The following is a 26749-nucleotide window of genomic DNA, read 5'->3' on the forward strand; positions in this document are numbered from 1 at the left end:
TCCTCAGCCTTGGTAGTTGTCGCAGAAGGCCTGGGCCTCGGCGACATCGAGGGTGCCTTCGTAGATGGCACGGCCGGTGATGGCGCCGATGATGCCGGGTGCCTTGGCGTCCAGCAGGGCCTTGATGTCGCCCAGGTTGTGGATGCCGCCCGAGGCGATCACCGGAATACGGGTGGCTTCAGCCAGTGCCTTGGTGAAAGGCACGTTGCAGCCCTGCATCATGCCGTCCTTGGCGATGTCGGTGTAGACGATCGCCGAGACGCCATCGGCCTCGAAACGCTTGGCCAGGTCGATGACCTGCACGGTGCTGACTTCGGCCCAGCCGTCGGTGGCGACGAAGCCGTCCTTGGCATCCAGGCCAACGATGACCTTGCCTGGGAAGGCCTTGCACGCTTCGGCCACGAACTCCGGCTGCTTCACCGCCTTGGTGCCGATGATCACGTAGCTGACGCCAGCCTTGACGTAGTGCTCGATGGTTTCCAGCGAGCGGATGCCACCGCCGATCTGGATCGGCAGGGTTGGGTAGCGCTTGGCGATGGCAGTCACCACTTCGCCGTTGACTGGCTGGCCTTCGAAGGCGCCATTGAGGTCGACCAGGTGCAGGCGGCGGCAGCCACCCTCGACCCACTTGGCGGCCATGCTCACCGGGTCGTCGGAAAAGACCGTGGAGTCTTCCATGCGGCCTTGGCGCAGGCGCACGCAGGCACCGTCCTTCAGATCGATAGCGGGGATAATCAGCATCTTGGGAACCTGTCTGTTCTTAGGGTTTCAGGGCTTTTCGAGCGCCCACAGATCGCTTTCGATGCTCTCGAACCGCTCCTTGAGGTGCAGCTGAACATCGGCAATCGCCCTGTTGTAGTAAAGGGGTGCAATTTCTTTGCTGAACAGCTCAAGCACCTCGGCCACCTCGAACGACCCCAGCTCCAGCTCGAAACGGTCTTCGAGAAAGCGCTTGAGCGTGTCGAGCGCATCGCGCTCCTGCTCGGGGGCCAACGTCATGACCGGGGCCTTGGCTTTCGACCTGCTCATTTACCAGCGCCCGTCCCAGGCGACGAAGTTCTGCAGCAACTGCAGGCCATGGGTATGGCTCTTCTCCGGGTGGAACTGCACGGCAAAGCGCGAGCCATCAGCCAGCGCAGCGGCGAAGTCGACACCGTAGTGGCCGCGGCCGACAACCTGACCCGGCTTGCCGGCATTGATGTAGTAGCTGTGTACGAAGTAGAAACGTGCGCGATCAGGGATGTCGTGCCACAGCGGGTGGTCGATGGTCTGGCTGACTTCGTTCCAGCCCATGTGCGGCACCTTCAGGTGCTCACCGTCTTCTTGCAGGTCTTTGCCGAAGAAGCGCACCTGGCCGGGGAACAGGCCAATGCAGTCGACGCCGGTGTTTTCCTCGCTGTGTTCGAGCAGCGCCTGCATGCCTACGCAGATGCCGAGGAACGGGCGGTCCTGGCTGACTTCGCGCACCAGGCTATCGAAGCCCAGGCGACGGATTTCGGCCATGCAGTCGCGAATCGCGCCCACACCCGGGAACACCACACGGTCGGCCTCGCGAATGACCGCGGCATCACTGGTGACCAGCACTTTACCGGCACCTACGTGCTCAAGCGCCTTGGCTACCGAGTGCAGGTTGCCCATGCCATAGTCGATTACGGCTACCGTCTGCATTTACAGGCACCCTTTGGTCGACGGCATCTGCCCGGCCATGCGCTCATCGAGGGTGACAGCCATGCGCAGCGCGCGGCCGAATGCCTTGAACACCGTTTCGATCTGGTGGTGGGTGTTGTGGCCACGCAGGTTGTCGATGTGCAGGGTTACCAGCGCGTGGTTGACGAAGCCTTGGAAGAACTCCTGGAACAGGTCGACATCAAAGCCGCCAACGCTGGCACGGGTATACGGCACATGCATCTGCAGGCCTGGGCGGCCGGAGAAGTCGATGACCACGCGCGACAGCGCTTCGTCCAGCGGCACGTAGGCGTGCCCGTAACGGAAGATACCCTTCTTGTCACCGATGGCCTGGGCAAATGCCATGCCCAGGGTAATACCGACGTCCTCGACGGTATGGTGATCGTCGATATGCAGGTCACCCTTGCACTCGATATCCAGATCGATCAGCCCATGGCGGGCGATCTGGTCCAGCATGTGTTCAAGGAAAGGCACACCGATATCGAATCGGGCCTTGCCGCTGCCATCGAGGTTGATCGAGCACTTGACCTGGGTTTCCAGGGTATTGCGCTCGACGGAAGCCTTACGTTCGACCATCACCAGCTCCGCAAAATCATTGGGCGAAAAGGGCTCCATTATAGGCCCAGAACGCGCCAGCTTGAAACGCGGATGACATATGGCAAAGCAAGCAATTACGGGGGCGGGATGCCGCTACAGGTCTATACAACCGGGTAATCGCGGCATGCGCTCTCTGTGGGAGCGGCCTTGTGCCGCGAATGGGGCGCAAAGCGCCCCTTGGGCCTGCCCAGCATTACATCAATGGAACAGCACCGCGGTCTTCTGCAAGGTAACCCACACCCCCCAGGCCAGCGGCACGACCACCACCGCCCAGGCCAGCAGCACCAGCGCCAGGCTCCCCGGCGCCGCCTTCCACTCCAGCGACCGCGCCCCATCGGCGCCCTTGTCATGGCTCAGCGCGCGTTCGGCCGCCAGTTCGGCGTCGCTCATAAAGTGCTTGTCGGCCACCGGGCGCACCAGCATGTTGCAGATAAAGCCCAGCACCAGCAGGCCAGCGAGTATGTACAAGGTCATGTCGTAAGCCGCTGCCCGCTCCACCCCCGCGGCCAACTGAGACTCGCGCAGGTAAGTGATCAACACCGGCCCCAGCACGCCCGCCGCAGCCCAGGCAGTCAGCAGGCGGCCATGAATGGCGCCGACCATCTGTGTGCCGAACAGGTCCGCCAGGTACGCGGGCACGGTCGCGAAACCGCCGCCATACATCGACAGGATGATGCAGAACGCGGCCACGAACAGCGCCACGTTACCCAGGTGCCCCATGTTCGGCACCAGGCTGTAAAGGCCAACACCCAAGGCAAAGAAGGCGAAGTAGGTGTTCTTGCGGCCGATGTAGTCGGAGAACGACGCCCAGAAGAACCGCCCGCCAATGTTGAACAGGCTCAGCAGGCCGGTGAAGCCGGCGGCGATCGCGGCAATTTGGGCCAGCTGGGCCGCATTCAGCTGGCTGAAGGTCAGTTCGTTGCCCAATAATTTGCCGGCGAATACTTCCTGCAGCAGGGGCGACGCCATGCCCAGAATGCCGATGCCCGCCGACACGTTCAGGCACAGCACCAGCCAGATCAGTGCGAACTGCGGGGTTTTCCAGGCGACGCTGACGTGTACATGGCGGTCGGTCACCATGGTGTTACCGGCTTTTTTCGCCGGGGCGGTCCAGCCTTCGGGCTTCCAGCCGGTCGGCGGCACGCGGTAAGCCAGCGCGCCGGCAGTCATGAACACGAAGTAGATTGCCGCCATGGCGACGAAGCTTTGCCATACGCCCACTTCGTGCTCGTTGCCAAAATGCCCCATCAGCGCGGTGGCCAGCGGTGCACCCACCATGGCCCCGCCACCGAAGCCCATGATCGCCATGCCGGTGGCCATGCCGCGCTTGTCCGGGAACCACTTGATCAGCGTGGACACAGGGGAGATATAGCCCAGCCCCAGGCCGATACCGCCGATTACGCCGGAGCCCAGCCACATCAGCCACAGTTGGTGGGTTTTTACACCAATGGCCGAGATCAGCATGCCGCCGCACCAGCACAGTGCCGACACCAGGCCGGCCTTGCGCGGCCCGGCGTGCTCCAGCCAACCGCCCAATACTGCCGCCGAGCAACCGAGGAAGACAAAGAACAGGGTGTAGATCCAGCTCAGCATCGAGATCGGCCAGTCGCATTCGGCGCTGAACATCCGGGCCATGAAGCTCATGTCTGCCGCACAGGCAACGGGGGCGGTAATACCAAGGGCTTGCGACAAAGGCAGCCAGAACACCGAAAAGCCGTAGGCCATACCAATGCACAGGTGGATGGCCAGGGCAGCCGGGGGAACCAGCCAGCGGTTGAAGCCCGGGCGGGCGATGATGCGCTCCTTCGACAGGAAGCCTGGCACACTGGCCGAGGCCCCCGCCGCGACGGTACTGGTCATGGATCTGATCCTTCTTATGGTGGGTGCTCGCAAAGCGGCGCAAGATTAGCAGAGCCAAGTGGCGTGAAAGCAATCTGATATCGTGATTTTTTGCTCGGCTGAAACGGTCATGTCCGCTGCACCGGCCCTATCGCCGGCAAGCCAGCTCCCACAGGGATCTCACCGTCTTCCAGGCCGGTGCCATACCTGTGGGAGCTGGCTTGCCGGCGATAGGGCCGGTACAGGCGATACATACGGAACTGACAAAATCCTGCCTGTCGAAAGCCGTACCATCTGCTGCAACCGTAGGAAATGGCCTGTATCTCTAGTCGTATAAGCAGGCACAACCACTGCGGCGTTATACTCTGCCGCCTGAATTCACTAACGGACTACAAGGACTCGCCCATGAAAGCGTTCGGCAAAATCCTGGGGCTGGGGCTTCTCGGGTTGCTGCTGATCATCGTGGCGCTGGGCTTCGCCCTGACCCACCTCTTTGATCCCAACGACTACAAAGACGAGATTCGCCAGCTGGCACGGGACAAGGCTCACGTCGAGCTGACCCTCAACGGCGACATCGGCTGGAGCCTGTTCCCGTGGCTGGGCCTGGAGTTGCACGACGCAAGCATCGCCACGCTGGCCAAACCCAAGGAGCCGTTCGCCGACCTGCAGATGCTCGGCCTTTCCGTGCGCGTGCTGCCGTTGCTGCGCCGCGAAGTGCAGATGAGCGACGTGCGCGTCGAAGGCCTGAACCTGACCCTGGCGCGCGACGAGCAGGGCCATGGCAACTGGGAAGACATCGGCAAACCGCTGCCTGCGCAGAACGGTGCAAACGCCGAGGCACCTGCCCAGGCATCTGCCGAGCAGAAGCCTGCGACAGCCGACAGCAACGACCGCGCCGTCAAGCTGGACATCGACAGCCTGACCGTGAACAACGCCCGCGTGCAATACACCGATGCCAAGACCGGCCAGAGCTACAGCGCCGAGAGCATCCAGTTGAGCACTGGCCCGGTTCATGAAGGTGCGAACATTCCACTCAAGGCCAGTGCCTTCCTCAGCGCCAGTCAGCCGAACATCAAGGCCCGCACCGAGCTGGCCGGCGAACTGCGCTTCGACCGCAAGCTCAAGCGCTACAACTTCGAAGACATGCGCCTGTCGGGCGAAACCTCGGGTGAGCCAACCGGCGGCAAGACCGTGACCTTCGCCGCCCAAGGCCAGCTGCTGGTCGACCTGGCCGCCAATGTCGCCTCGTGGAGCGGCCTGAAAGTCTCGGCCAACCAGCTGCGCGCCCTGGGCGAGCTGAACGTGCGTGACCTGGACAAGGCCCCACAGCTAAGCGGTGGCCTGTCCATCGCCCAGTTCAACCTGCGCACGTTCCTCGACAGCATTGGCCGCCCACTGCCGGCCACCAACGACCCGGCAGCCTTCGCCAAGCTGGAGCTGGTCACCCGCCTGCAAGGCACAGCAAACAGCCTGGCCCTGGAAGACCTGGCCGTGAAGCTGGACGACAGCACCTTCAGTGGGCGTGTGGCCGTGGAAGACTTCGCCAAGCAGGCCCTGCGCCTGCAGCTCAAGGGCGATACCTTCGACGCTGACCGCTACCTGCCAGCCAAGAGCGAAGAAGCCAAGGGCGCCACTGCCGCGCGCCAGGCCGAGGTCAAGCAGCAAGAAGCCAGCGCCGTGGCCGGTGCCGGCACCACACCGCTGCCCAACGCCCCGACTCAAGTAGCGTGGAGCGACGACAAGCTGCTGCCGGTCGACCGCCTGCGCGCCCTCGACCTGCAAGCCGACCTGGCCTTTGGCTCACTGACCCTGGACAAGCTGCCGATCAAAGACGCCCAGCTCAAGGCCATCGGCCAGGGCGGCCTGCTGACCCTGCAAACCCTGCGTGGCGAGCTGTACAACGGCACCTTCGAAGCCAAAGGCACAGTCGATGTGCGCCCTGCCGTACCGCAACTGGGTGTGAACACCAACATCCAGCGCGTGCCGGTTGAGCACTTCATCAAGGCCGAAGGCAAGGACCAGGTTCCACCGGTCAAAGGCCTGCTGACCCTGACCAGCGACCTGACCGCCACCGGCAACAGCCAGAAAGCCCTGGTCGACACCCTCAACGGCAGTGCCAACTTCACCATCAATGATGGTGTGCTGGTCAACGCCAACCTGGAACAGCAGCTGTGCCAGGCCATCGCCACGCTCAACCGCAAGACCCTGAGCGGCGAGCCACGCGGCAAAGACACCCCATTCCAGGAACTGCGCGGCAGCCTGGTGGTGCGCAATGGCGTTGCCAGCAACCCGGACCTCAAGGCGCGAATTCCGGGCCTGACCGTCAACGGCCATGGCGACCTCGACCTGCGCGTGCTGGGCATGGACTACAACGTCGGTGTAATTGTCGAAGGCGATCAGCGCGCCATGCCGGACCCGGCCTGCCAGGTCAACGAACGCTATGTGGGCGTTGAAGTGCCCCTGCGCTGCCGTGGCCCGCTGGAGCTAGGCGCCAAGGCCTGCCGCCTGGACCAGGGCGGCATGGGCAAGGTTGCCGCCAAGCTGGCCGGCAACCGCCTCAAAGACAAGATTGATGAAAAGCTCGAAGAGAAACTTGGAGACAAAGTGAGCCCGGAATTAAAAGACGCACTCAAGGGGCTGTTCAAGCGATGAGCCCCGAGCAGTTCTCCAGCGCTGTGCTGGACTGGTACGACGAGCACGGCCGGCACGACCTGCCCTGGCAACAGGGCATCACCCCGTACCGGGTGTGGGTGTCGGAAATCATGCTGCAGCAGACCCAGGTCAGCACCGTGCTCAACTACTTCGACCGGTTCATGCAGGCCCTGCCGACCGTGCAGGCCCTGGCCGAAGCGCCGGAGGACGAAGTGCTGCACCTGTGGACGGGGCTGGGCTACTACACCCGCGCACGCAACCTGCAAAAAGCGGCAAAGATCGTGGTCGAGCAACATGGCGGCGAATTCCCGCGCAGTGTCGAGCAGCTCACCGAGCTGCCCGGCATCGGCCGCTCCACCGCCGGCGCCATCGCCAGCATCAGCATGGGCATTCGCGCGCCGATCCTGGACGGTAACGTCAAGCGTGTGCTGGCGCGCTACACCGCCCAGGCCGGCTACCCAGGCGAGCCCAAGGTAGCCAACCAGCTGTGGGCCACGGCCGAGCGTTTTACCCCGCTGCAACGCGCCAATCACTATACCCAGGCCATGATGGACATGGGCGCCACGCTGTGTACCCGCAGCAAGCCCAGTTGCCTGATCTGCCCATTGCAGCGCGGCTGCGAGGCACACCTGCACGGCGAAGAAACCCGCTACCCAGAGCCCAAACCGCGCAAGGCGCTGCCGCAACGGCGCACGCTGATGCCATTGCTGGCCAACCACGAAGGCGCCATCCTGCTTTATCGCCGCCCCTCCAGCGGGCTTTGGGGTGGTTTGTGGAGCCTGCCGGAGCTGGACGACCTCGCACAGCTCGACGACCTGGCCTATCAGCACGGCTTGCGCCTGGCAGGCAGCCAGGCCATGGAAGGCCTGACCCATACCTTCAGCCACTTCCAGCTGGCAATCGAGCCCTGGCTGGTGCACGTCGACTTGGTCGGCGAGCACGTGGCCGAGGCCGACTGGCTCTGGTATAACCTCGCCACCCCGCCGCGCCTGGGCCTTGCCGCCCCGGTGAAAAAACTGCTTGAACGCGCGGCCGACGAACTGATTGCAGGAGACGCCCAATGACCCGCACCGTGATGTGCCGCAAATACAAAGAAGAACTGCCAGGCCTGGAGCGCCCGCCCTACCCCGGTGCCAAGGGCCAGGACATCTTCGAACACATCTCGCAGCAAGCCTGGGCCGACTGGCAGAAGCACCAGACCATGCTGATCAACGAAAAACGCCTGAACATGATGAATGCCGAGGACCGCAAATTCCTCCAGGCAGAGATGGACAAGTTTTTCGCCGGCGAAGAATACGCACAGGCGGAAGGCTACGTTCCACCGGCCGAATGACCCCAAAAATCGTAAGCGACGGAATTAATTTAAAATTTTTTCAAAAAGTCGTTGACGAGCGGTCCGGAAATCTATTTAATTCACCTCGTCGCCCAGATAGCTCAGTCGGTAGAGCAGAGGATTGAAAATCCTCGTGTCGGCGGTTCGACTCCGTCTCTGGGCACCACCTTCAAGCTTCTGGTGGTTGCAAAGTTACCCGAAGCGACAACAAGAAACCCGCCTAGTGCGGGTTTTTTGTTGTCTGTAATATTTGCTCATTGACCAGCATCAAATAGCCATCACTCGCTCACCTTCATAATCGAAGACGGATACCCGTATCGACCAGCAAGGACCTCCATGAGCGAAGAATCCCCCCTCCTGCTCCCCGCCCCCAGCGAACCCCCCATCACTCCAGTCCGCACGCGCCGCCCACGCCAGCGCAAGCCGGAACCGACGATCACCCGTATCAGCCAGCAACCCGCTGCACTGGAAGTTGCCACCGCCCCGAAGGGCAGCAACGAAGACAGCACCTCGGCCCACCTGCCGGCCAGCTACCCCTACCGCACACGCCTGCGACGCCAGGACTACGAAAAGGCCAAGCACGCGCTGCAGATCGAGCTGTTGAAGGTACAAAGCTGGGTGAAGGAAACCGGCCAGCGTGTGGTGATCCTGTTCGAGGGGCGCGATGCCGCAGGCAAGGGCGGCACCATCAAGCGCTTCATGGAGCACCTCAACCCACGTGGCGCACGCATCGTCGCACTGGAGAAGCCGTCCGAGCAGGAACAGGGCCAGTGGTATTTCCAGCGCTACATCCAGCACCTGCCCACAGCGGGTGAAATGGTGTTCTTCGACCGCTCCTGGTACAACCGCGCGGGCGTCGAGAAGGTGATGGAGTTCTGCACACCGCTGCAGTACCTGGAGTTCATGCGCCAGACACCGGACCTGGAGCGAATGCTGTGCAACAGCGGCATCCTGCTGTTCAAGTACTGGTTTTCGGTGAACCGCGAAGAGCAACTGCGACGCTTCATTTCACGCCGGGACGACCCGCTCAAACACTGGAAGCTGTCACCCATCGACATCAAGTCGCTGGACAAGTGGGAAGACTACACCGCGGCCAAGGAAGCGATGTTCTTCCACACCGACACCGCCGATGCGCCGTGGACGGTGATCAAGTCCGATGACAAGAAGCGCGCGCGGATCAACTGCATCCGCCACTTCCTGCATTCGCTGGACTACCCGGGCAAGGACCACAGCGTGGCCCACGCCCCGGATGCGCTGCTGGTCGGCAAGGCCGCTCGCGGCTTCGAAGAAGACGAGCTGGTCGCCCAACCAGCCTGAAGGGCCTAGAAGTTGGCCATGGCACTGCAATAATCAGCCTTGCGCCGGGCCACGTCCTCGGCCTTGTCCAGGCGCTTGAGCGTGCCGCCGCAAGCGCTGTAGCCGTGCACCACCAGCTCGTAGTCGGCGCCTTTTTGCGGCACGAACGAGAACATGCCCAGGCAGTTCTGCACCGTGTCATAGCCGGCCGAGCGCCCCCCATCGAGAAAGTGCAGGGTAAACGGCTTACCGGCAGGCACCAGCACTTCGCTGACTGCGTCACCCGCCCGGGCAGATGCACTGGCCGGCATGCCCAAGGTTTCGCCATTGCGGTCGGCGAAGCCTTTGGTGGGTACCGCAATCACTCCGGCACCGGGGCTGTACCAGTCCACACAGTCCTTTTCCGGTACCGCACGTACCATACCGTCGGCGATTACCCGCAGGCGTGCGGTGTCACCGCCACTGGGCGAGCCGTAGGGGGTATTGAAAGATTTGACTGCGGCAATGTTGCCGCAGCCGGCAAGAGCCGCGGCCAGCAGGCCGAGCATGACGGGTGCTTTCATCCGTGATTGTCCTTTGCGCGAATGCCGAATGTCCGGCAGCCTGAGTCAGACCCGCCAATGCCGCTTGGGTTTCACTGCCATCTGCGATTCAATACGCACTTTTCCAGCACCACCCAAGGACTCAAGCCCCCATGGCCACCCCTACCAAGCAACAGAAACGCGCCAAGCGCGCCGCCAGCAAGGCCAAGCAGAACCGCATGGTGCGTAGCGGCCAGGCGGTCAAGCCCAGTGCCGGCGACAGCGCCAGCGTCGAGCAGGTATACAACAAGGCGATGGAGTCGGGCAGCTACGACGCGATGTTCGAGAAGATGAAGGAAGCCCAGGAAGGCGGCCTGGTGCCGATGATCTCGGTGTTCCTGGTAGACCCACTGCTGGCCCTGGTGCTCAAGGGGCACAAGGAAGAGCACGCCACCGACTACATCGTGCTGGTGTTCAACGCCTACCGCAAATGGCTGGACGGCGCCGACGAAGAGGCCACCATGGCCTGGCTGGAAAGCGACGAGTTCCAGGCTGCCTACATCACCGCATCCGAACTGGTGGCCAAGCAGCAGCAACAGCAGAAGCAGTTTGGCTGACAGGGCCATTTAACCTGCAAGGGCCCTATCGCCGGCAGCCAGCTCCCACAGGGTCATGACAGGCCTGAGTGCAAAGATTCCTGTAGGCGCTGGCTTGCCGGCGATAGGGCCGGTACAGGCAACAAAAAAGGCCGCACCCTCTACAGGGCGCGGCCTTTTCATTACAGCCAGCGCGGATCAGTTGTCCAGCGCCACCCGCCCGGCAGCTTCGCGCTTGCGGTGTACCAGCAATCCAGCCGCTACCACACCAATGCTCAGCAACGCAGTCGCGATGATCTCCGCACGGTGATCCTCACGCAGTGCCATGACCACCAGAATGGCAACGATGAAGGCAATGGTCGCCCAGGTCAGGCCCGGAAACAGCCACATCTTGAAGGTGATCTTCTCGCCACGGGCCTCACGCTGGCCGCGCATGCGCAGTTGCGACACGGCAATCACCAGGTACACCAGCAAGGCAATGGCGCCAGAGCTGGCCAGCAGGAATTCGAACACCTGGGCCGGGGCCACGAAGTTGGCGAACACGCAAAGGAAAGCCGCTGCAGTGGACAGCAAAACCGCCACATGCGGGGTTGCCGCCTTGGTGGTGCGCTGGGCGATCGCCGGGGCGTCGCCACGCTTGCTCAGCGAGAATAGCATGCGCGAAGAGGTATACAGCGCCGAGTTCAGGCAGCTGGTCACGGCGATCAGCACGACGATGTCGACGATCAGCTTGGCATTCGGCACGCCGATGCGGCTCAGCACAGTCTGGTAGGAACCGGTTTCGGCCAGGGCCGGGTCGTTCCACGGCACCAGGGCCACGACCAGGAAGATCGACACCAGGTAGAACAGGCAGATACGCCAGATGACCGAGTTGGTGGCGCGGCTGATCTGCTTGCCCGGGTCCTTCGACTCGGCAGCAGCAATGGTGACGATTTCGGTACCCATGAACGAGAACATGGTGGTCAGCATGGCTGCCAGCACTGCGCCCAGGCCGTTAGGCATAAAGCCTTGGGTATCGAACAGGTGGCTGGCACCGCTCACCTGGCTGCTCGGCACAAAGCCGAACATGGCCGCACAGCCCACGGCGATGAAACCGATGATCGCCAGCACCTTGAGCAGGGCGAACCAGAACTCGAACTCACCGTAGTTCTTCACACTGCACAGGTTGGTCAGGGTCAGCGCCAGGGTAATGATGAGGGAGAACGCCCACAGATCCACCGCAGGGAACCAGGCATGCAGAATGGCCGCGGCAGCGTTGGCCTCCAGCGGAATCACCAGCACCCAGAACCACCAGTACAGCCAGCCAATGGTAAAACCGGCCCAGCGCCCGATGGCGCGGTCGGCATAGGTAGAGAACGAACCGGTGTCAGGCGAGGCGACCGCCATTTCACCCAACATGCGCATCACCAGCACGACCAGCGTACCGGCGGCGGCGTAAGCCAGCAGCACGGCCGGGCCGGCAGCTGCGATGGCGTGGCCGGAGCCTACGAACAGGCCGGCACCGATGACACCAGCGATGGACAGCATGGTCACATGCCGTTGTTTGAGCCCCTGAGCGAGGTCATTGGAATTGTTACCGCTCATAAAACTACCTTTGTAAGGAGTGGACCACTCCGACTGCGGGTACGGAGCGCGCCAAGGGTTGACCTAGGCGTCGCTGCAATCGGCGGTTTCCTACTGGCAATAAGCGCGCCATCTGCTGAATGCATTCGTCAGAAAATTTCACGGGCCTTTTAGCACGCGGTTTGGAGGGCTTTCGGCCACGGCTTGACCGAAAGGACGCCAAATCATCGGATTACTGAAATACCCACTTACAAACGCACCAAAGGTGCTCCTCGGTAACACCCGTGCACCACCGCAATGCCAGAAAGTGCAACCTTGAGGTACAACCCTTTAGCCTGTGGCGCGTCCACAGATAAGGCTGCCCCCTGAGAACACCTTTGACCTAAAGGTCGGATTTACCCCTCGAATGGGCCAAAACCGCTTCCATGAGCGGGCTAAAGCTGGCACCATCGCGCCTTTTTTCATCAAGGCTCTGGTGCTGGGCGACACCTTCGCGGACATCTGCGCGACGTTACGCTGTAGCGATGCGACAAACTGCCCCACCAGTGCCCACAGTCCCTGGCAACCCTGTTGGCCGCCATAATGCCGCTATGCTAGCTTGGCGCACGCCAGGAAGGCCGCCAATAGCTGGGAACGCACCCGAACACATGAGGACCGCACATGGCTCAGGCCACGCCCGCGCTGGAAATCCGCAATCTGCACAAACGCTACGGCGAGCAGGAAATTCTCAAGGGCATTTCGCTGACCGCGCGCGACGGTGACGTGATCTCCATCCTGGGGTCGTCCGGCTCCGGCAAGTCCACCCTGCTGCGTTGCATCAACCTGCTCGAGAACCCGCACCAGGGCGAAATCCTGGTTGCTGGCGAAGCCCTCAAGCTCAAGGCAGCCAAAAACGGCGACCTGGTCGCTGCCGACAACCGCCAGATCAACCGCCTGCGCAGCGAAATCGGCTTTGTCTTCCAGAACTTCAACCTGTGGCCGCACATGTCGATCCTCGACAACATCATCGAGGCGCCACGCCGCGTGCTCGGCCAGAGCAAGGCCGAGGCCATCGAAGCCGCCGAAGCTTTGCTGAACAAGGTGGGCATCTACGACAAACGCCACAGCTACCCCGCCCAGCTTTCCGGTGGCCAGCAACAGCGTGCCGCCATTGCCCGTACCCTGGCCATGAAGCCTAAAGTGATCCTGTTCGACGAGCCCACTTCGGCCCTCGATCCGGAAATGGTCCAGGAAGTGCTTAACGTTATCCGCGCATTGGCCGAAGAAGGCCGTACCATGCTGTTGGTAACGCACGAGATGAGCTTTGCCCGCCATGTGTCCAGTGAAGTCGTCTTCCTGCACCAGGGCTTGGTCGAAGAGCAGGGATCGCCGCAGCAGGTCTTCGAGAACCCGAACTCGGCGCGTTGCAAGCAATTCATGTCAAGCCACCGCTAACGGAGCAATACATGCACACATACAAGAAGTTTCTCCTGGCAGCTGCTGCCACGCTGGTGATGTCGGCAAACGCCATGGCCGCAGAAAAACTGCGCATGGGCATCGAAGCCGCCTACCCACCGTTCAACAACAAGGATGCCAGCGGTAACGTGGTTGGTTTCGACAAAGACATCGGCGACGCCCTGTGCGCCAAGATGAAAGTCGAATGCTCGGTCGTCACCTCCGACTGGGACGGCATCATCCCGGCCCTGAACGCCAAGAAGTTCGACTTCCTGGTGTCGTCGCTGTCGATCACCGACGAGCGCAAGCAGGCGGTGGACTTCACCGAGCCGTACTACTCCAACAAGCTGCAGTTCATCGCGCCGAAAAACGTCGACTTCAAGACTGACAAAGAGTCGTTGAAGGGCAAGGTCATCGGCACCCAGCGTGCAACCCTGGCCGGCACCTACCTTGAAGACAACTTCAAGGGCGTGGACGTGAAGCTGTACGACACCCAGGAAAACGCCTACCTGGACCTGGTGTCCGGCCGCATCGACGGCATCCTGGCCGACAAGTACGTGCAGTACGAGTGGCTGAAAAGCAAAGACGGCTCCAACTTCGAGTTCAAGGGCGAGCCGGTGATGGACAGCGACAAGATCGGCATTGCCGTGCGCAAAGGTGACACCAAGCTGCGCGACGAGCTGAACAAAGCCCTGGCAGAAATCAAGGCCGACGGCACGTACAAGAAGATCAACGACAAGTACTTCCCGTTCAGCATCGAATGACCCGCCCTGACCGGCGCGCCCACGTGGCGCGCCAGTCCCTAAAATGACCTGCCCATGAATATCGACCTGCACGGATTCGGTCCGGCCATGATGGCCGGCACCTTGATGACCGTAAAACTGGCGCTTTGCGCCTTGCTGCTGGGGCTGGTGCTGGGCCTGCTCGGCGCCCTGGCCAAAACCTCACCGCTCAAGCCCCTGCAATGGCTTGGCGGCTTCTACTCGACCCTGGTTCGTGGCGTGCCCGAACTGCTGTGGGTACTGCTTATCTATTTCGGTACCGTCGGGCTGATGAACAGCCTCGGCGAAGCCCTGAACATGCCGGGCCTGGAGCTTAGCGCCTTCGCGGCGGGTGTAATCGCCCTGGGCTTGTGCTTTGGCGCCTACGCCACCGAAGTGTTCCGTGGCGCCATCCTGGCGATCCCCAAGGGCCACCGTGAAGCGGGCCTGGCGCTGGGCCTGTCCAAGGGCCGCATCCTGTCGCGGATCATCCTGCCGCAGATGTGGCGTATCGCCCTGCCCGGCCTTGGCAACCTGTTCATGATCCTGATGAAGGACACCGCCCTGGTGTCGGTGATCGGCCTGGAAGAAATCATGCGTCACTCGCAAATCGGCGTGACCGTGACCAAGGAGCCGTTCACTTTCTACATGGTCGCAGCCTGCATCTACCTGGGCCTGACCGTCATTGCCATGACCGGCATGTACTTCATGGAAAAACGCGCCGCTCGCGGCTTTGCGAGGGCTGAATAATGAATTGGGAAGTCATCTTCAAATGGCTGCCGCGCCTGGCCGAGGGTGCGGTCCTGACCCTGGAGCTGGTAGCCATTGCCGTGGTTGCCGGTTTGATCCTGGCCATCCCGCTGGGCATCGCCCGCTCCTCGCGCCACTGGTACGTGCGCGCCGTGCCGTTCAGCTACATCTTCTTCTTCCGTGGTACGCCGCTGCTGGTGCAGTTGTTTCTGGTCTATTACGGCCTGGCGCAGTTCGATGCGGTGCGCTCGAGCTCGCTGTGGCCGTACCTGCGCGATCCGTTCTGGTGCACGGTGCTGACCATGACCCTGCACACCGCCGCGTACATTGCCGAGATCCTGCGTGGCGCGCTGCAATCGATCCCCAAAGGTGAGATCGAAGCGGCGCGGGCGCTGGGCATGTCGCGGGGCAAGGCGCTGTTCTACATCATGCTGCCCCGTGCTGCGCGCATCGGCCTGCCGGCGTACAGCAACGAAGTGATCCTGATGCTCAAGGCCAGTGCGCTGGCCAGTACCGTGACCCTGCTGGAACTGACCGGCATGGCCCGTACCATCATTGCCCGTACCTACCTGCCGGTGGAAATCTTCTTTGCCGCAGGCGTGTTCTACCTGGTGATCTCGTTCTTGCTGGTGCAGGGCTTCAAGCTGCTGGAGCGCTGGCTGCGTGTGGATGCCTGCCAAGGGCGCTGACATCTCCTGGCCTTCTTCGCGGGCACGCCCGCTCCCACAATTACTGCACAGTGCTTAGCCTGTGCACTATACCTGTGGGAGCGGGCGTGCCCGCGAAGAGGCCCTAAAAACCAACACACATCTACCCATGTCCAGCCACCTCCACAGCCACCACCTAAGCACCCGCTTCAAGGCCCTCGACCAGTTCCTGATCGAGCACCAACAGCTGTGGAAACCCCGCCCCTTCACCACCCTGCAACTGGCCTGGGAAACCACCCACCCCCAGCTTGCCGCCCACCTGCGCCAATGCTCCCTGGCAGACGCCGAAGCCGACAGCGCCGCTGACCGCTTGCCCGCGCCCTTCCCACAACTGGCCGAACAAGCCCAAAAGCTCGCCGCCCTCGGCAGCCTCCCTCAAACCGACCTGCCACCTGCCGCCCACCGCCTGGACGTCGCCGTCCCCGGCCGCAAATGGCAGCAGATCGAAGCCTTCGCCAGCCACCTGACCTTCCACCACCAGCCTCAACACTGGCTGGACTGGTGCTCCGGCAAAGGCCACCTCGGCCGTCGCCTGCTGCAACCCGGCCAGCAGTTGACCTGCCTGGAATACGACGCCGAACTGGTTGCCGCCGGCCAGGCACTGAGCGCCCACCATCACTTGCCAGCACAGCACGTACACCAGGATGTGATGGCCAGCGACAGCACCCGCCACCTCGCTGGCGACAAAAGCGTGGTCGCCCTGCATGCCTGTGGCGACCTGCACGTCCGCCTGATGCAACTGGCCAGCCAGCAAGGCTGCCGGCAACTCGCCGTAGCCCCCTGCTGCTACAACCGCATCGCGGCGCCGCACTACCAGGCGTTATCCACAGCCGCGAAAGCATCGAGCCTGCAGCTGTCGCTGGACGACCTGGGCCTGCCCCTGAGCGAAACTGTCACTGCCGGCGCCCGCGTGCGGCGCCAGCGCGACACCTCGATGGCCCGCCGCTTGGGCTTCGACCTGCTGCAACGCCAGCAGCGCCAGACCGGCGAATACCTGCCAACGCCGTCGCTGCCGGTCGCCTGGCTGGAAAAGCCCTACGAGCAGTACTGCCGCGACCTGGCCGACCTCAAACAACTGCCCTTGAACGGCAACCCGGACTGGGCCGCCCTGGAAGCAGCCGGGTGGCAACGACTGGCCGAGGTACGCAACCTGGAGCGCGTACGTAACCTGTTCCGCCGGCCGCTGGAATTGTGGCTGGTGCTTGATCGCGCCCTGTTCCTCGAAGAACAAGGCTATGAGGTACGCCTGGGCCTGTTCTGCGATTACCCGCTGACCCCGCGCAACCTGCTGATACTCGCGGAACGTGACCTTTAGCCGCAGCACAACCTGTGGATAAGTCTGTGAACAAGCTTTTGATTACCTGTTGGATCCAAGCGCTATTTCAAGGGTTTGGCTTATTCCTGGTCGCAGCTGCAGCCCAGTAAAAACAGGCATTTGCGCAAAGACCAGCGGCGTAGCGATGCGGCATGCCTTTCGCGCAAGCCGCCAATGCCACTTGTGCATAAACATTTCTTATGGTTGGCGCAAGCGGCTTTTGTGGGAGCGGCCTTGTGCCGCGAAAGGGCTGCAAAGCAGCCCCTCTCAAAGTCTCAGTGCGCCTTACCTTTGGCGATCTCGATATCGTTCATCAGCGCCTTGGCCATGTCGCACAGGTAATCGGCAGCCCCCAGGAATTTATGGTCATCCTCCATATCCCCCTCGCGCACCAGGTGCTTGATGTAGCCCATCAGGATCGAGACATGCTCGTAGGCAGCGTCCACCGGAACGCCGGGTTGAACGCGAAGCAGATTTAGGGATGGGTTACCGGCTGCAAGGAAGGTTTCCACGCCTGCGGTGGTGATTGGTTTGGGGCTGCGGGTATCAGAGTCGATCGTTTTCAATGTTCAAACTCCCTAGTTCAAAAGGAGTTGCCGTGTTCGTTCTTTCTCACGGAACAAAGGCGGCAACCGTGCACGAGGTGAGAAACCGAGTGAACATAGGAAGCTCGGCCAGACCAAGGTCTGCCCGCGCACGGTCGCCATTACGCAGCCGATACGTTCAAAGTCGGGTTCTCACACCCGGTCGCCTGAGCGACCCGCAAACGGTATCTGTGAGCCATTTCCCCGACAACAGCGATACTTCGGCAGCGCGCGTAGGATACTTCCGAACCCTCCAAACCCTGAAGCTTTTGGCCTCCTGGTTCAGAATTTTCATACAGCTTATGGCCTCTTCGCGGGCACGCCCGCTCCCACAATTACTGCACCACTTTCAAGGCAGTCACTAAACCTGTGGGAGCGGGCATGCCCGCGAAGAGGCCATGCCAGACAACACAAGGCTAATGCTCACCCGCCGTAACGGTGTATCATCCGCCCCCCAAATCATTAAAAAGTGACGTCGCGCGCTGCCCGCCAGCCCCGCGGCCGTCTGGCGTTGCGCCAGAACCGACAATGGACCAACGGACCCGACCATCGTGACCCGAGCCAAATCCTTCGCTTTGTTGACCCTTGCCCTGGCCATCACCGGCTGCGCCAACGGCCCCTCGCCTCACCACAACAGCAACCTGGGCTGGAACCACCCCGGCATGCAACTGGGCGGCGACAACGGCCTGCCCCTGCGCACCGAAAGCCCCTGCCGCAAGCGCGGCTGCGACAACGACAAGCTGTTCTTCAACCCGGGCAAAAGCGAGCCAAGCGTCAACACCATCCACCGCGGCTGGTAGGAAAATTCTCCTTTTGGGCCGGTGACTTAGGTCTTTTGCGAACATTCGCAAGGAAGTGGTTTACAGGCGCCAAACGATCGTTATAATGACGCCCCATTGCCGGTATAGCTCAGATGGTAGAGCAACTGACTTGTAATCAGTAGGTCCCGGGTTCGATTCCTGGTGCCGGCACCATACGCAGTATCAAAAAAGGCTCACCGAAAGGTGGGCCTTTTTTGTTTTCGGCTAGGAGGTATGACTCAAATGGCGGATTCCCCCAGCCTTGCGCAAGACGTTGTGCATTCAGCTACGGCGTTCTCAAAGGCGTTCCGGCAAAAGCCTCCGCGGTGGTTTGCGTTCGGCCTGTTTTCCATGTTCCCCACTAACTGCTGCGAATTCGCAAGTTTACTGCTGGCTTGGTTTCTGTGTGAGGAGCACGAGGGCATTGCCATCGACGTGGTAACGGGCGAGTTGAAGGCAGATACGGAGCAACGGCACATCTGGCTGAGGCTCGAAGGGCACAATCTGGATATCACCGCTGACCAATTCGATGCAGCTCTCCCTCACACGCTCATCACCCAACCCGGGGGATGGCATGAGAGGTACGCCTTGCTTGACGCGGCGCCATTCCAAAGGGATTTTCACGAAGAATACGGGGATGATTGCAGGCAAGACATCATCGACGACTATCGGGCCCTGGCACGTACCGCAAGGGCCCAGCTCAAATAGTAGGAAACGAGCGTGCTCACGCTACGGGGCAACCGTCGTGGCGACTCGGCCGTAGAGCGGCCTCAACAATCCCATAGCGACACCCCGTGGCTCTATCAGGCAGCACCGTCGCGCAGAGTAAAAGATTCAAAAGCACGCCGCGTCTTCTGTAGGAGCGGCCTTGTGTCGCGATGGGCCGCAAAGCGGCCCCGGGCAATATCAGGCCAGAATAGCGAAAGCTCAAGCACTCCAACAGGGCTCAAAAAGCCCTGTCAGGCGGCTTTCCGCTCCAAACTCTCCCAACCCAGGCAAGCCAGCGCCAATGTGCGTGGTACCGCTTCACGACCACTGCTGTAGCGGCTGATGCTGCGCGCGCTGACTCCCAGCGCTTCGGCAGCCTGGTCGAGCGTCATCCGGTGCCGCAAACGCCAGCGAATGAAAACTCGGGTGTTTTCATCAGGTGCGTTTTGGGCAAGCGCATCCAGTAGCAGGGTATCCGCACCAATCTGAATATCCAGCGCTGGCCACTCCACCGACCATCCTCCTTCGCCCAATACGACGCCTTCAAACGCTTTGCGCTTGGACAGCGGCGCCAAGCCAGGATACGTCTTGAGCGCATCGCTCATATCCAGGGTGAAATGCTGCCCATTGGTAAAGGTAAGCTCAAGGCTGGCGCCCGATCGGGGCTGTACACCCTTCAGACGGGGACGTTTCATCGATGCCATTTCATCCACTCCTTCAACAAATCGGCCTGATTGGCCGCCACCCAGGCCAGGGCTTCTTGCACCACTTTCGCAGGTGCCCTGCCTTGGCTAACAGTCACAGATTCCAGACTGATCACCACGTCCACCCCACCGCCGGTAAGGTGAACGTGGGGTGGTAGATGATCCCTTTCCCTTAGCTCAATGCGGTATTTGTCGCGAAATCGGTATTTGGTAGACATGGCATGATCGTATCGCCAATTTGGCGATACGGCAACCGCTACAAACCGGCTATGGAGATATCCACAGAACAGCATGAAGCGGTTCCGCGCAGCCACACTGCTGAGGGCCAACTAGATAAAAACTACAGGGACACGCAGGTCTGTGGAAAACCTGTGATGACTACGTAGGAATAGTTTTCTCCACAGGCGCTAAACACCTGAAACTGCATTTCCTGGCCGCCATTGTCCACAAGCGTTGACCGGTAATTTCAAATGCTACCGAGGCAGCAAAATGTGACCTAGAACTTGAAAAGCCACACCGTAACCGCAGTGGAGCAGCCCGAGTACGATCCGCTTCCGACAGCTCGTACGTTCACTCCCCATGTGATGGACACTCTTACCCGCATGGCGCTCATGCGCCAGATACAACGTACTTTGCTGCCGAGCAGCAAGCTACCGGCTTGGCCGAATCGTGCGCCAACCTGTGCCCGTCTCTTTCCTCTGGAAAGAGACGGGCACTTCTACCACTGCTGCAGCCCTGATCGCACATGGCTTTGCGGCATTCCCCCTCGTGACAATCGGCGTGACAAACCCCGATGTCACCAGCAACAGCGCTGTAGATGATGGTGCCGCAGACCAAGGAATGGACTGCACCTGACTGACAGTCAGGCATGCCACGGTCATCGCATTGCTGCGTTCACCCGGCTCAGGATCTTCAGGCGCTGGTCTAGTCAGCCAGTGCTGCCTCCGCCCGCCCACCGGCAACGGTGCTCAGGAGGCCAGATCATGAGATGCCCTTGCTCCCGGACGTAAGGAGCCGCCAGTCCCGCGTAGTGGACATTCCCCACAGGTCGCAGGGGCCTTGATCCCTGATAACACTCAGCATTCCTGGCGGGATGACGTGGGGCGAGGGTCGGAGAACAATGAGGCGAACGACATGGCATTGGTGAGTAGAAGCGATGGCAGAGGTTTCTACCACGGCATGTAATTGAGCGACGCAATACGACAAGTGACGCAGAGTACGCTTGCTGGTGAGCCACACGGATGTAGCAGTGTCGTTACGATGAGAGGATTAGCGTAATTGAGTCGCTGCAGACTGGAAGAGATGTGCCGACGCATCACGCAGCGGACCGCTGCCATACACAGCTCATTCCACTGGGCATCATAAAGGATGGCAGAATGCTGGCCAGTAGCACCTCTCAAGGCTATGATCCGATAACCCTTATTACCAGTCAGGATGAACCAGTTGGCGGTTACACATTGGGTCGTCGAGTTCTAAATGTGGAAACCAAATAACTAGCTCTAACTAAAACTTAACGAATCAAGGAAGAATACAATTGAGCAGTTTAGAAAACTCATCACTTTACGTCTCAGTAGATGAATTAGACTACCAATCCTGCATTGACGTAATCGAGCATACCGAAACAATTGATGAAGCTAAAGCAAACGTGCGGATTCATCATCTGAAGTTTGATGGAAATGGTAGACCAATGTCCAAGGCCCTTGCCGAGTTACTATACCAATACATCATTGACTATTGTATAGCATCTAAAAACAGGCCTGACACTCTGACAAATAGACAGTCAGCACAATTAACAAAAGAAGCACGGAAATTATTCAGACATCCAGAAACCTCAGAAGATGACCCTGATAAAACTGGCGAGGCTGGCGAGACTCTTCTTTTCTTCTTAACAGAAGCAATTCTCAAAGCGCCTCAAATCGTCGCAAAAATGGAATTAAAAACGAATAGACGGCTAGAGTCAAATGGCTCCGATGGCATTCATATGCGGTGGTGCGAAGAAGATCAGTTAGTTGACTTTTATTTCGGCGAATCGAAACTGTACAGCTCTATTGATGGGGCCATCACATCCGCTCTAAAAAGCATCAATGAATTCCATGATAAAGAAATTTATAAACATGAATTCACAATGATAACAAAGCACTTCAAATATGCCGACGACAATACAAAAAATGCAGTGGTTGACTTGATTAAGCTAGGCGAACCCGGCCCTGGTGCTCGAATAAACCATGCATGTTTGATCGGTTACAACTGGAAAGAATATCAAAACTTTCATAAAATCAAGCAATGCGATCTATCCAGTCAATTCCGCGAAATGTTGCTTACCGAGAGTAAAAACATTTCCAAAGTACTTAACACGAAATTTAAAGGCTTTGAAAAAAAACATCTTAACTTTGAGGTTTTTTTCTTACCTTTCCCATCTGTCCAGCAGTTTCGCGATGAATTCAATGCAGCCCTGGACTAAATCATGAATATTGCCGAACAGTTCCAACCTCAAATAGAAAAGCTTTACAAACTAAACATAGAGTCTCTGCTGCCAGTTCCAGATAGCCCAGCCAGTATTACGGAGCATGAGATTAAAAAACTCATCGGCGTGTCATCTGCGCTTTCCCTATCCGAAGACCCCAAAGACTTAATTTTAGCTTACGAGATAATGAGCAGACTCCTAGAGTCTAGCAAAGAGTCCGCTTTTGACATAACCCCCGCCGCAGACATAATACTTTCCAGACTAGGGAATTTCCCTGGGCGCACACTGCTTCGTAATCGTTATTCAGATGATGAACAACCTAGCATTCCGATTTCACTAGCACTGGAAAGAGTTGCTCGCGAAGCCGAGAACTCAACCAGCGACGGAATACTTTTAACAGACTTTCAATACAAACTTTTAACGGCCTTACAAAAGCAATCATCTCTAAGCGTCTCCGCACCTACTTCAGCGGGGAAATCGTTCATCCTAAACATAGAGTTAGCCCGCCGACTAAAATCCTGCACAGAAAAAGCCGTTGTGTATATAGTCCCAACACGAGCCTTGATAAGTGAAGTTTCGAGCCGCATCCGGCAAACAATTCAGCGCGAGAACATAGACGATACCACGGTTCGGACCGCACCTTTTCCGCTGGAAATAGAATCAAAATTTAAAAGCATTGTTTATGTACTCACACCAGAAAGACTTTTAACTCTCCTAAAACCAAAAAACAACACACAAAAAATCTCCACTCTAATAGTAGATGAGGCGCATGAGATTCAGAAAGGAAATCGAGGCATCGTGTTGCATAACGCGATCGAGATCGCGCTATCTAAACACCCTAAAACATCGCTCATGTTTGCTAGCCCCCTTATTAAAAACCCTGGATACCTACTAAGCTTATTTAATCGCAACGACAATGGCCAGTTCTTTACAGAAACGATATCGCCAGTATCACAAAATATCTTATTAGTATCTGAAGTAAACAGAAAACCAAACATGGTTAACGTTTCGCTGCTTACGGATAAGTTTGAAATTGCAATTGGAGAGCGTAATTTAAGCTTTCGGTTTAGAGATAGCATTTTCAAACAAAGGGCGAACTTAGCCTATGCAATTACGAAGAACGACGACTCGACGATAATATTTGCAAACGACCCTAGCGATGCTGAAAAAATAGCACTCGAGCTTTCCAAGCTCAACAAAAGCTTCGAACCCAGCAACAACATAAAAGAATTTATCAGCTTCATTAAAGGGGAAATCCACGAAGAGCACGGACTGATAAATAGTCTTCAAAATGGTGTAGCGTTCCACTATGGGGATATCCCTTCTATTGTAAGAGCTGGCATCGAAGACCTGTTTCGGTCTGGAGAAATAAAATACATATGCTGCACCAGTACCTTATTGCAAGGAGTCAATCTTCCTGCGAAGCATATTGTAATTGAAAATCCATATAGCGGCACAAACCCGATGCTGCGATCCGACTTCTTAAATCTGGCAGGTAGAGCCGGAAGACTTCTTCAAGAGTTCCACGGCAACATTTGGTGCATCAGACCTAAAAGTTGGGCCGACGAGTCCTATCAGGGCGATACTCTACAAGAAATTAAATCATCCATGGCTAAAATAATGGACGATGGGGGCACGATTATTCAGGAGCTTATAAAGCGTTCTCTGACTGACGAAAAAGATAAAGAGGTGGCTGAAGCTGGATTCAGCAAGCTTTTTCATGAAAGCATGGCATCGAACGATGAACAACTGATAGACAAGTACAGTACCTCAGATACAGCAGACACTTTCAGCAAAAACTTAATTCATATAAGATCACTTGAGATCACGCTCCCTTATGAAACACTCGAAGCTCACCGTTCGTTAAGACCAGATCATCTCCAAAACCTATACAATCATATAGCTGGAGTATTGAGCATTGACCATCTTTCGCTTTTACACCCGTTCGAAGCTGGCGGAAAAGAAAGAATGTCAAATGCTATCGATCTCGTTTGTCGTCACTTCTCATGGGATGCACCTATAGATTCTATAAAATATAGGAATCTTATATGCAATCTCGCACACGACTGGGTTACAGGAAAATCCATTGGATCAATACTCAGAGACCGCGTGAACTTTGTTCGCAGACACGACGATAACAAGCAAAGCGCCTCAACAATAATCAGACAAACACTAAAAGTTATCGAAAGCGCAATCAGATTTAGGCTTGTTAAGTACCTTAGCGCATATGAAGACATCTTAGAGCTAGCATTGCTGGAAAGAGGATTTTCAAAAGACGACGCTCAGCAGGCTCCATACCACACTTTCTTAGAGTTTGGTTCTTGTAACCGAGTCGAGCTAGGCCTGATGTCTCTAGGTTTTTCGCGGTTTACAGCACTTCGCTTAAAAAAAATAATTGGAAACACAGATGCAGTAGATGTTGAAGACTACTTGGAGATTTTCTCTACAATAAACATTAACTCCATGGACCTTCCGAAACTATGCCTCAACGAGTTTAGAAGCATAATAGGAAAATAATTAAAATTACTCCTTCGGGCCGTAGCGGCCTAAAAACTGAGTAACGTCCTCATTAGGATGCTAATGGGGATAGACTCAATCATATCTCAATCAAAAAATATTATATTCCATAGGCTAAACTTATTTTCGACTCTTGGTGCCGCACAATCCGCAGTGTTAAAAAAAGGCTCACGGAAAGGGGGCCTTTATTCAGTATCATTGTGCGCCCCCCTCTCAAACCCTCCGCCCCCCCGCCGCACCTCTTTATCCGCATACATCAACTGATCCGCCACTTTAAGCGCTGCCTGCAGCGAAGTCGCAGCCGGATCAACGCTCGTAATACCAAAGCTCGCCCCCGCATAATCAAACCGGCATTCGTCAAATTCGTAGCTACCAACAAGCAGCGGCACCAGCCGCCTGCGCATCGCTGCTGCGGTTCTGGCCATTTCGTCCGGGTGGATCGAAGCGGTCAAGCCGATCACAACGAACTCGTCGCCGCCCCAGCGCCCAAGTTCATCCGACGCCCGCAATCCACCCTGCAGGCGCCGGCTGCTTTCGATCAGGAACTTGTCCCCCACCTCGTGCCCGTACGTGTCGTTGATCGCCTTGAATTCATCGAGGTCGATAAACGCCACCAGCACCCCCTGCCCCGTTCGCTTCGCCAACGCGAAATGCCGATGCAAGGCAGCCAGGATTGCACGCCGATTCTTCAACCCGGTCAGCGCGTCATAGTTTGCCGCATAGCGTTCTTCCTGGCGGCGCAACAGCATCTGCCCGGCCACACGGCTGGAGAGCAAGATCAAGATCAACCCGAGCGCTGCTACAGAGGCAACGGTCCAGTAATACTGCTGACGCATCGGCTGCAGGTGATCAAGCTTTGCCAGCGTCAGCAGCTGATATTGCGCGTCGTTCAGAGGCTGGCGATGCACCAGATAAGGGTGCCCGTCAATGAGCCATTGATTGGCCTGACCCGCGTCTGCCACAGCGCGGATATCCATGGGCTCGCCCAGCTCTTCGTCGCCATCCAGAGGCCGGCGAATATCGGGCGGCAGCAGTGCCGCCACGTTACGCAGCATGAAAGGATCGCTGGACGCGGTGGTCACGCGCCCCTGACGGTTCACTATCAAGGCTATGTGACGCCCTGTCAGGTACAGGGCTATGTCCGGGGCATCGAACTTGACCGTGACAGAGCCAAGCGGCGTGCCGTCGGCATCGTCGATGCGGCTGGCAACGAAATAGGAGGGGGTTTTGTTCAGGCGGGCGATGCCGAACATTTCACCACTGCCCTTGCGCAATGCATCGACGAGGTAGGCCCTGCCCGTATAGATCTGGCCAACGATGCTGAATGACTCCGCCCAGTTGCTGGCCGTCACCGTATCGTCTGAGAGGTTGTTCATGTAGATACGGGCATAGTGCAGATCGCTGGCCAATCTATCCATGAAATCACCGACGCTTCGCACCAGCGGGTCACGGGTGAAATTCGCAGCGCGCTCCTCCCGCGTGAGGGCCGCGAAGCCGGGTGGGTCATGGCGGTATCGGGCGGCGAGTTGGATCACCTCGCTTTGACGGGCCACCATGTTGGCCACGCTGGCCATCTCGGTGAACAGGCGGTCTACCACACGCCCCGTAATCTGGGCCTCGTATTCGGCGCCTGCCGACAGGTTGTCGAGCTCTTGTGCTGTAAGGCGCTGCGCTATCCACCCGCCCAGGCTTGCCACGAGTGCCAACCAGACGACCACAACGCCCAGCGTCACCCGGCGCATGATGGAAGGGATGTGCGTGCGTTGCCGCCGCTGCGGTGGATCGTAGCTCACGCCGCGCTTGCCGGTTGAATGGTGCTCCAAAGCAACTCCCTTTGCGATACAGCAAGGTGCATCATCGACCCTGCGATAGCCCACCACGGCGGGGCTCGCAAGATTGTAAAACATTCACCTCAGTGTATT

25 protein-coding genes and 2 tRNA genes are annotated in these 26749 nt (G+C 58.5%); 16 read left to right on the forward strand and 11 right to left on the reverse strand.

The features are described 5' to 3' along the window. Positions 1 to 3: 3 nt before the first annotated feature. From hisA to LU684_RS10650, 5 genes are all read right to left on the reverse strand, one after another. Positions 4 to 741, reverse strand: a complete 738-nt coding sequence (gene hisA / locus LU684_RS10630) for a 1-(5-phosphoribosyl)-5-[(5-phosphoribosylamino)methylideneamino]imidazole-4-carboxamide isomerase (protein WP_016484508.1) — start codon at positions 739 to 741, stop codon at positions 4 to 6. 27 nt (positions 742 to 768) lie between these two features. Next, on the reverse strand, positions 769 to 1029 hold the full coding sequence (locus LU684_RS10635) for a DUF2164 domain-containing protein (RefSeq protein ID WP_016484507.1): 261 nt from the start codon (positions 1027 to 1029) through the stop codon (positions 769 to 771). Beyond that, a complete protein-coding gene (gene hisH / locus LU684_RS10640) occupies positions 1030 to 1668 on the reverse strand; it encodes an imidazole glycerol phosphate synthase subunit HisH (protein ID WP_016484506.1) in 639 nt (212 codons plus the stop codon). Further along, on the reverse strand, positions 1669 to 2262 hold the full coding sequence (hisB, locus tag LU684_RS10645) for an imidazoleglycerol-phosphate dehydratase HisB (protein WP_023532883.1): 594 nt from the start codon (positions 2260 to 2262) through the stop codon (positions 1669 to 1671). Between the two features lie 219 nt (positions 2263 to 2481). After that, entirely contained in the window at positions 2482 to 4143 is a 1662-nt protein-coding gene (locus LU684_RS10650; RefSeq protein WP_016484504.1) for an OFA family MFS transporter, read from the reverse strand. A 384-nt stretch (positions 4144 to 4527) separates the two neighbouring features. Between LU684_RS10650 and LU684_RS10655 the strand changes: the two genes are divergently transcribed. The 5 genes from LU684_RS10655 to ppk2 all read left to right on the forward strand — a co-directional run bounded on the left by LU684_RS10655 (position 4528) and on the right by ppk2 (position 9424). After that, the gene (locus LU684_RS10655; RefSeq protein WP_070086619.1) at positions 4528 to 6774 is read left to right on the forward strand and encodes an AsmA family protein; all 2247 of its coding nucleotides are present in this window, start codon (positions 4528 to 4530) and stop codon (positions 6772 to 6774) included. After that, the gene (mutY, locus tag LU684_RS10660; protein WP_210668781.1) at positions 6771 to 7838 is read left to right on the forward strand and encodes an A/G-specific adenine glycosylase; all 1068 of its coding nucleotides are present in this window, start codon (positions 6771 to 6773) and stop codon (positions 7836 to 7838) included. Before LU684_RS10655 ends, mutY begins: the two co-directional genes overlap by 4 nt. Next, a complete protein-coding gene (locus LU684_RS10665; protein WP_016484501.1) occupies positions 7835 to 8107 on the forward strand; it encodes an oxidative damage protection protein in 273 nt (90 codons plus the stop codon). The genes mutY and LU684_RS10665 overlap by 4 nt, the downstream gene beginning before the upstream one ends. 90 nt (positions 8108 to 8197) lie before the next feature. Then, positions 8198 to 8273 (forward strand) — tRNA-Phe (locus LU684_RS10670). A gap of 170 nt (positions 8274 to 8443) precedes the next feature. Further along, complete coding sequence (gene ppk2, locus LU684_RS10675; protein WP_060518043.1) at positions 8444 to 9424, forward strand: polyphosphate kinase 2; 981 nt, start codon at positions 8444 to 8446, stop codon at positions 9422 to 9424. Between the two features lie 5 nt (positions 9425 to 9429). Here ppk2 and LU684_RS10680 read toward each other — a convergent pair whose 3' ends face one another. After that, positions 9430 to 9966 (reverse strand): hypothetical protein, encoded by a 537-nt coding sequence (locus LU684_RS10680; protein ID WP_016484499.1) that lies wholly within the window; start codon positions 9964 to 9966, stop codon positions 9430 to 9432. A 131-nt stretch (positions 9967 to 10097) separates the two neighbouring features. Here LU684_RS10680 and LU684_RS10685 point away from each other — a divergent pair, with 131 nt between their 5' ends. Continuing rightward, entirely contained in the window at positions 10098 to 10541 is a 444-nt protein-coding gene (locus tag LU684_RS10685; protein ID WP_016484498.1) for a hypothetical protein, read from the forward strand. A 177-nt stretch (positions 10542 to 10718) separates the two neighbouring features. Here the strand turns inward: LU684_RS10685 and gabP are convergent, their stop codons facing one another. Continuing rightward, positions 10719 to 12104, reverse strand: a complete 1386-nt coding sequence (gene gabP / locus LU684_RS10690; RefSeq protein ID WP_016484497.1) for a GABA permease — start codon at positions 12102 to 12104, stop codon at positions 10719 to 10721. A gap of 639 nt (positions 12105 to 12743) precedes the next feature. Between gabP and LU684_RS10695 the strand changes: the two genes are divergently transcribed. From LU684_RS10695 to LU684_RS10715, 5 genes are all read left to right on the forward strand, one after another. Beyond that, complete coding sequence (locus tag LU684_RS10695) at positions 12744 to 13517, forward strand: ABC transporter ATP-binding protein (protein WP_016484496.1); 774 nt, start codon at positions 12744 to 12746, stop codon at positions 13515 to 13517. Positions 13518 to 13528: 11 nt separating this feature from the next. Then, on the forward strand, positions 13529 to 14281 hold the full coding sequence (locus LU684_RS10700) for an ABC transporter substrate-binding protein (protein WP_016484495.1): 753 nt from the start codon (positions 13529 to 13531) through the stop codon (positions 14279 to 14281). Between the two features lie 54 nt (positions 14282 to 14335). After that, the gene (locus LU684_RS10705; RefSeq protein ID WP_016497593.1) at positions 14336 to 15028 is read left to right on the forward strand and encodes an ABC transporter permease; all 693 of its coding nucleotides are present in this window, start codon (positions 14336 to 14338) and stop codon (positions 15026 to 15028) included. Beyond that, entirely contained in the window at positions 15028 to 15717 is a 690-nt protein-coding gene (locus LU684_RS10710; protein ID WP_016497592.1) for an ABC transporter permease, read from the forward strand. The genes LU684_RS10705 and LU684_RS10710 overlap by 1 nt, the downstream gene beginning before the upstream one ends. 127 nt (positions 15718 to 15844) lie before the next feature. Next, positions 15845 to 17050, forward strand: a complete 1206-nt coding sequence (locus LU684_RS10715) for a methyltransferase (protein WP_232894628.1) — start codon at positions 15845 to 15847, stop codon at positions 17048 to 17050. 275 nt (positions 17051 to 17325) lie between these two features. On the opposite strand, the gene LU684_RS10720 is transcribed toward LU684_RS10715, so the two are convergent. Continuing rightward, on the reverse strand, positions 17326 to 17616 hold the full coding sequence (locus tag LU684_RS10720; RefSeq protein WP_232894629.1) for a DUF3077 domain-containing protein: 291 nt from the start codon (positions 17614 to 17616) through the stop codon (positions 17326 to 17328). A 569-nt stretch (positions 17617 to 18185) separates the two neighbouring features. Here LU684_RS10720 and LU684_RS10725 point away from each other — a divergent pair. From LU684_RS10725 to LU684_RS10735, 3 genes are all read left to right on the forward strand, one after another. Further along, entirely contained in the window at positions 18186 to 18434 is a 249-nt protein-coding gene (locus LU684_RS10725) for a hypothetical protein (RefSeq protein WP_060518051.1), read from the forward strand. A gap of 98 nt (positions 18435 to 18532) precedes the next feature. Continuing rightward, positions 18533 to 18608, forward strand: a tRNA-Thr gene (locus LU684_RS10730). Between the two features lie 69 nt (positions 18609 to 18677). Further along, positions 18678 to 19142 (forward strand): hypothetical protein, encoded by a 465-nt coding sequence (locus LU684_RS10735; protein WP_060518053.1) that lies wholly within the window; start codon positions 18678 to 18680, stop codon positions 19140 to 19142. Between the two features lie 251 nt (positions 19143 to 19393). Here the strand turns inward: LU684_RS10735 and LU684_RS10740 are convergent, their stop codons facing one another. Next, the gene (locus LU684_RS10740; RefSeq protein ID WP_060518055.1) at positions 19394 to 19846 is read right to left on the reverse strand and encodes a DUF2442 domain-containing protein; all 453 of its coding nucleotides are present in this window, start codon (positions 19844 to 19846) and stop codon (positions 19394 to 19396) included. Beyond that, positions 19834 to 20064, reverse strand: coding sequence for a DUF4160 domain-containing protein (locus LU684_RS10745; RefSeq protein WP_081237919.1), 231 nt, complete (start codon positions 20062 to 20064; stop codon positions 19834 to 19836). Before LU684_RS10745 ends, LU684_RS10740 begins: the two co-directional genes overlap by 13 nt. Before the next feature lie 1316 nt (positions 20065 to 21380). Here LU684_RS10745 and LU684_RS10750 point away from each other — a divergent pair. Both LU684_RS10750 and LU684_RS10755 read left to right on the forward strand, forming a co-directional pair. Further along, on the forward strand, positions 21381 to 22307 hold the full coding sequence (locus tag LU684_RS10750) for a HamA C-terminal domain-containing protein (protein WP_060518056.1): 927 nt from the start codon (positions 21381 to 21383) through the stop codon (positions 22305 to 22307). A gap of 3 nt (positions 22308 to 22310) precedes the next feature. Next, positions 22311 to 24827 (forward strand): DEAD/DEAH box helicase, encoded by a 2517-nt coding sequence (locus LU684_RS10755; protein WP_232894630.1) that lies wholly within the window; start codon positions 22311 to 22313, stop codon positions 24825 to 24827. Positions 24828 to 25012: 185 nt separating this feature from the next. Here LU684_RS10755 and LU684_RS10760 read toward each other — a convergent pair whose 3' ends face one another. Continuing rightward, complete coding sequence (locus LU684_RS10760; RefSeq protein ID WP_232894653.1) at positions 25013 to 26650, reverse strand: GGDEF domain-containing protein; 1638 nt, start codon at positions 26648 to 26650, stop codon at positions 25013 to 25015. Between the last annotated feature and the right edge of the window lie 99 nt (positions 26651 to 26749).

The sequence above is a fragment of the Pseudomonas sp. NMI542_15 genome, from assembly GCF_021283425.1.
Taxonomy (GTDB): domain Bacteria; phylum Pseudomonadota; class Gammaproteobacteria; order Pseudomonadales; family Pseudomonadaceae; genus Aquipseudomonas; species Aquipseudomonas fortuita.

Excerpts from the sequence above, each read along its gene's own strand:
- hisA (WP_016484508.1), bottom strand. The coding sequence starts at position 741 with ATGCTGATTATCCCCGCTATCGATCTGAAGGACGGTGCCTGCGTGCGC.
- LU684_RS10635 (WP_016484507.1), bottom strand. The coding sequence starts at position 1,029 with ATGAGCAGGTCGAAAGCCAAGGCCCCGGTCATGACGTTGGCCCCCGAG.
- hisH (WP_016484506.1), bottom strand. The coding sequence starts at position 1,668 with ATGCAGACGGTAGCCGTAATCGACTATGGCATGGGCAACCTGCACTCG.
- hisB (WP_023532883.1), bottom strand. The coding sequence starts at position 2,262 with ATGGTCGAACGTAAGGCTTCCGTCGAGCGCAATACCCTGGAAACCCAG.
- LU684_RS10650 (WP_016484504.1), bottom strand. The coding sequence starts at position 4,143 with ATGACCAGTACCGTCGCGGCGGGGGCCTCGGCCAGTGTGCCAGGCTTC.
- LU684_RS10655 (WP_070086619.1), top strand. The coding sequence starts at position 4,528 with ATGAAAGCGTTCGGCAAAATCCTGGGGCTGGGGCTTCTCGGGTTGCTG.
- mutY (WP_210668781.1), top strand. The coding sequence starts at position 6,771 with ATGAGCCCCGAGCAGTTCTCCAGCGCTGTGCTGGACTGGTACGACGAG.
- LU684_RS10665 (WP_016484501.1), top strand. The coding sequence starts at position 7,835 with ATGACCCGCACCGTGATGTGCCGCAAATACAAAGAAGAACTGCCAGGC.
- ppk2 (WP_060518043.1), top strand. The coding sequence starts at position 8,444 with ATGAGCGAAGAATCCCCCCTCCTGCTCCCCGCCCCCAGCGAACCCCCC.
- LU684_RS10680 (WP_016484499.1), bottom strand. The coding sequence starts at position 9,966 with ATGAAAGCACCCGTCATGCTCGGCCTGCTGGCCGCGGCTCTTGCCGGC.
- LU684_RS10685 (WP_016484498.1), top strand. The coding sequence starts at position 10,098 with ATGGCCACCCCTACCAAGCAACAGAAACGCGCCAAGCGCGCCGCCAGC.
- gabP (WP_016484497.1), bottom strand. The coding sequence starts at position 12,104 with ATGAGCGGTAACAATTCCAATGACCTCGCTCAGGGGCTCAAACAACGG.
- LU684_RS10695 (WP_016484496.1), top strand. The coding sequence starts at position 12,744 with ATGGCTCAGGCCACGCCCGCGCTGGAAATCCGCAATCTGCACAAACGC.
- LU684_RS10700 (WP_016484495.1), top strand. The coding sequence starts at position 13,529 with ATGCACACATACAAGAAGTTTCTCCTGGCAGCTGCTGCCACGCTGGTG.
- LU684_RS10705 (WP_016497593.1), top strand. The coding sequence starts at position 14,336 with ATGAATATCGACCTGCACGGATTCGGTCCGGCCATGATGGCCGGCACC.
- LU684_RS10710 (WP_016497592.1), top strand. The coding sequence starts at position 15,028 with ATGAATTGGGAAGTCATCTTCAAATGGCTGCCGCGCCTGGCCGAGGGT.
- LU684_RS10715 (WP_232894628.1), top strand. The coding sequence starts at position 15,845 with ATGTCCAGCCACCTCCACAGCCACCACCTAAGCACCCGCTTCAAGGCC.
- LU684_RS10735 (WP_060518053.1), top strand. The coding sequence starts at position 18,678 with ATGGCGGATTCCCCCAGCCTTGCGCAAGACGTTGTGCATTCAGCTACG.
- LU684_RS10740 (WP_060518055.1), bottom strand. The coding sequence starts at position 19,846 with ATGGCATCGATGAAACGTCCCCGTCTGAAGGGTGTACAGCCCCGATCG.
- LU684_RS10745 (WP_081237919.1), bottom strand. The coding sequence starts at position 20,064 with ATGTCTACCAAATACCGATTTCGCGACAAATACCGCATTGAGCTAAGG.
- LU684_RS10755 (WP_232894630.1), top strand. The coding sequence starts at position 22,311 with ATGAATATTGCCGAACAGTTCCAACCTCAAATAGAAAAGCTTTACAAA.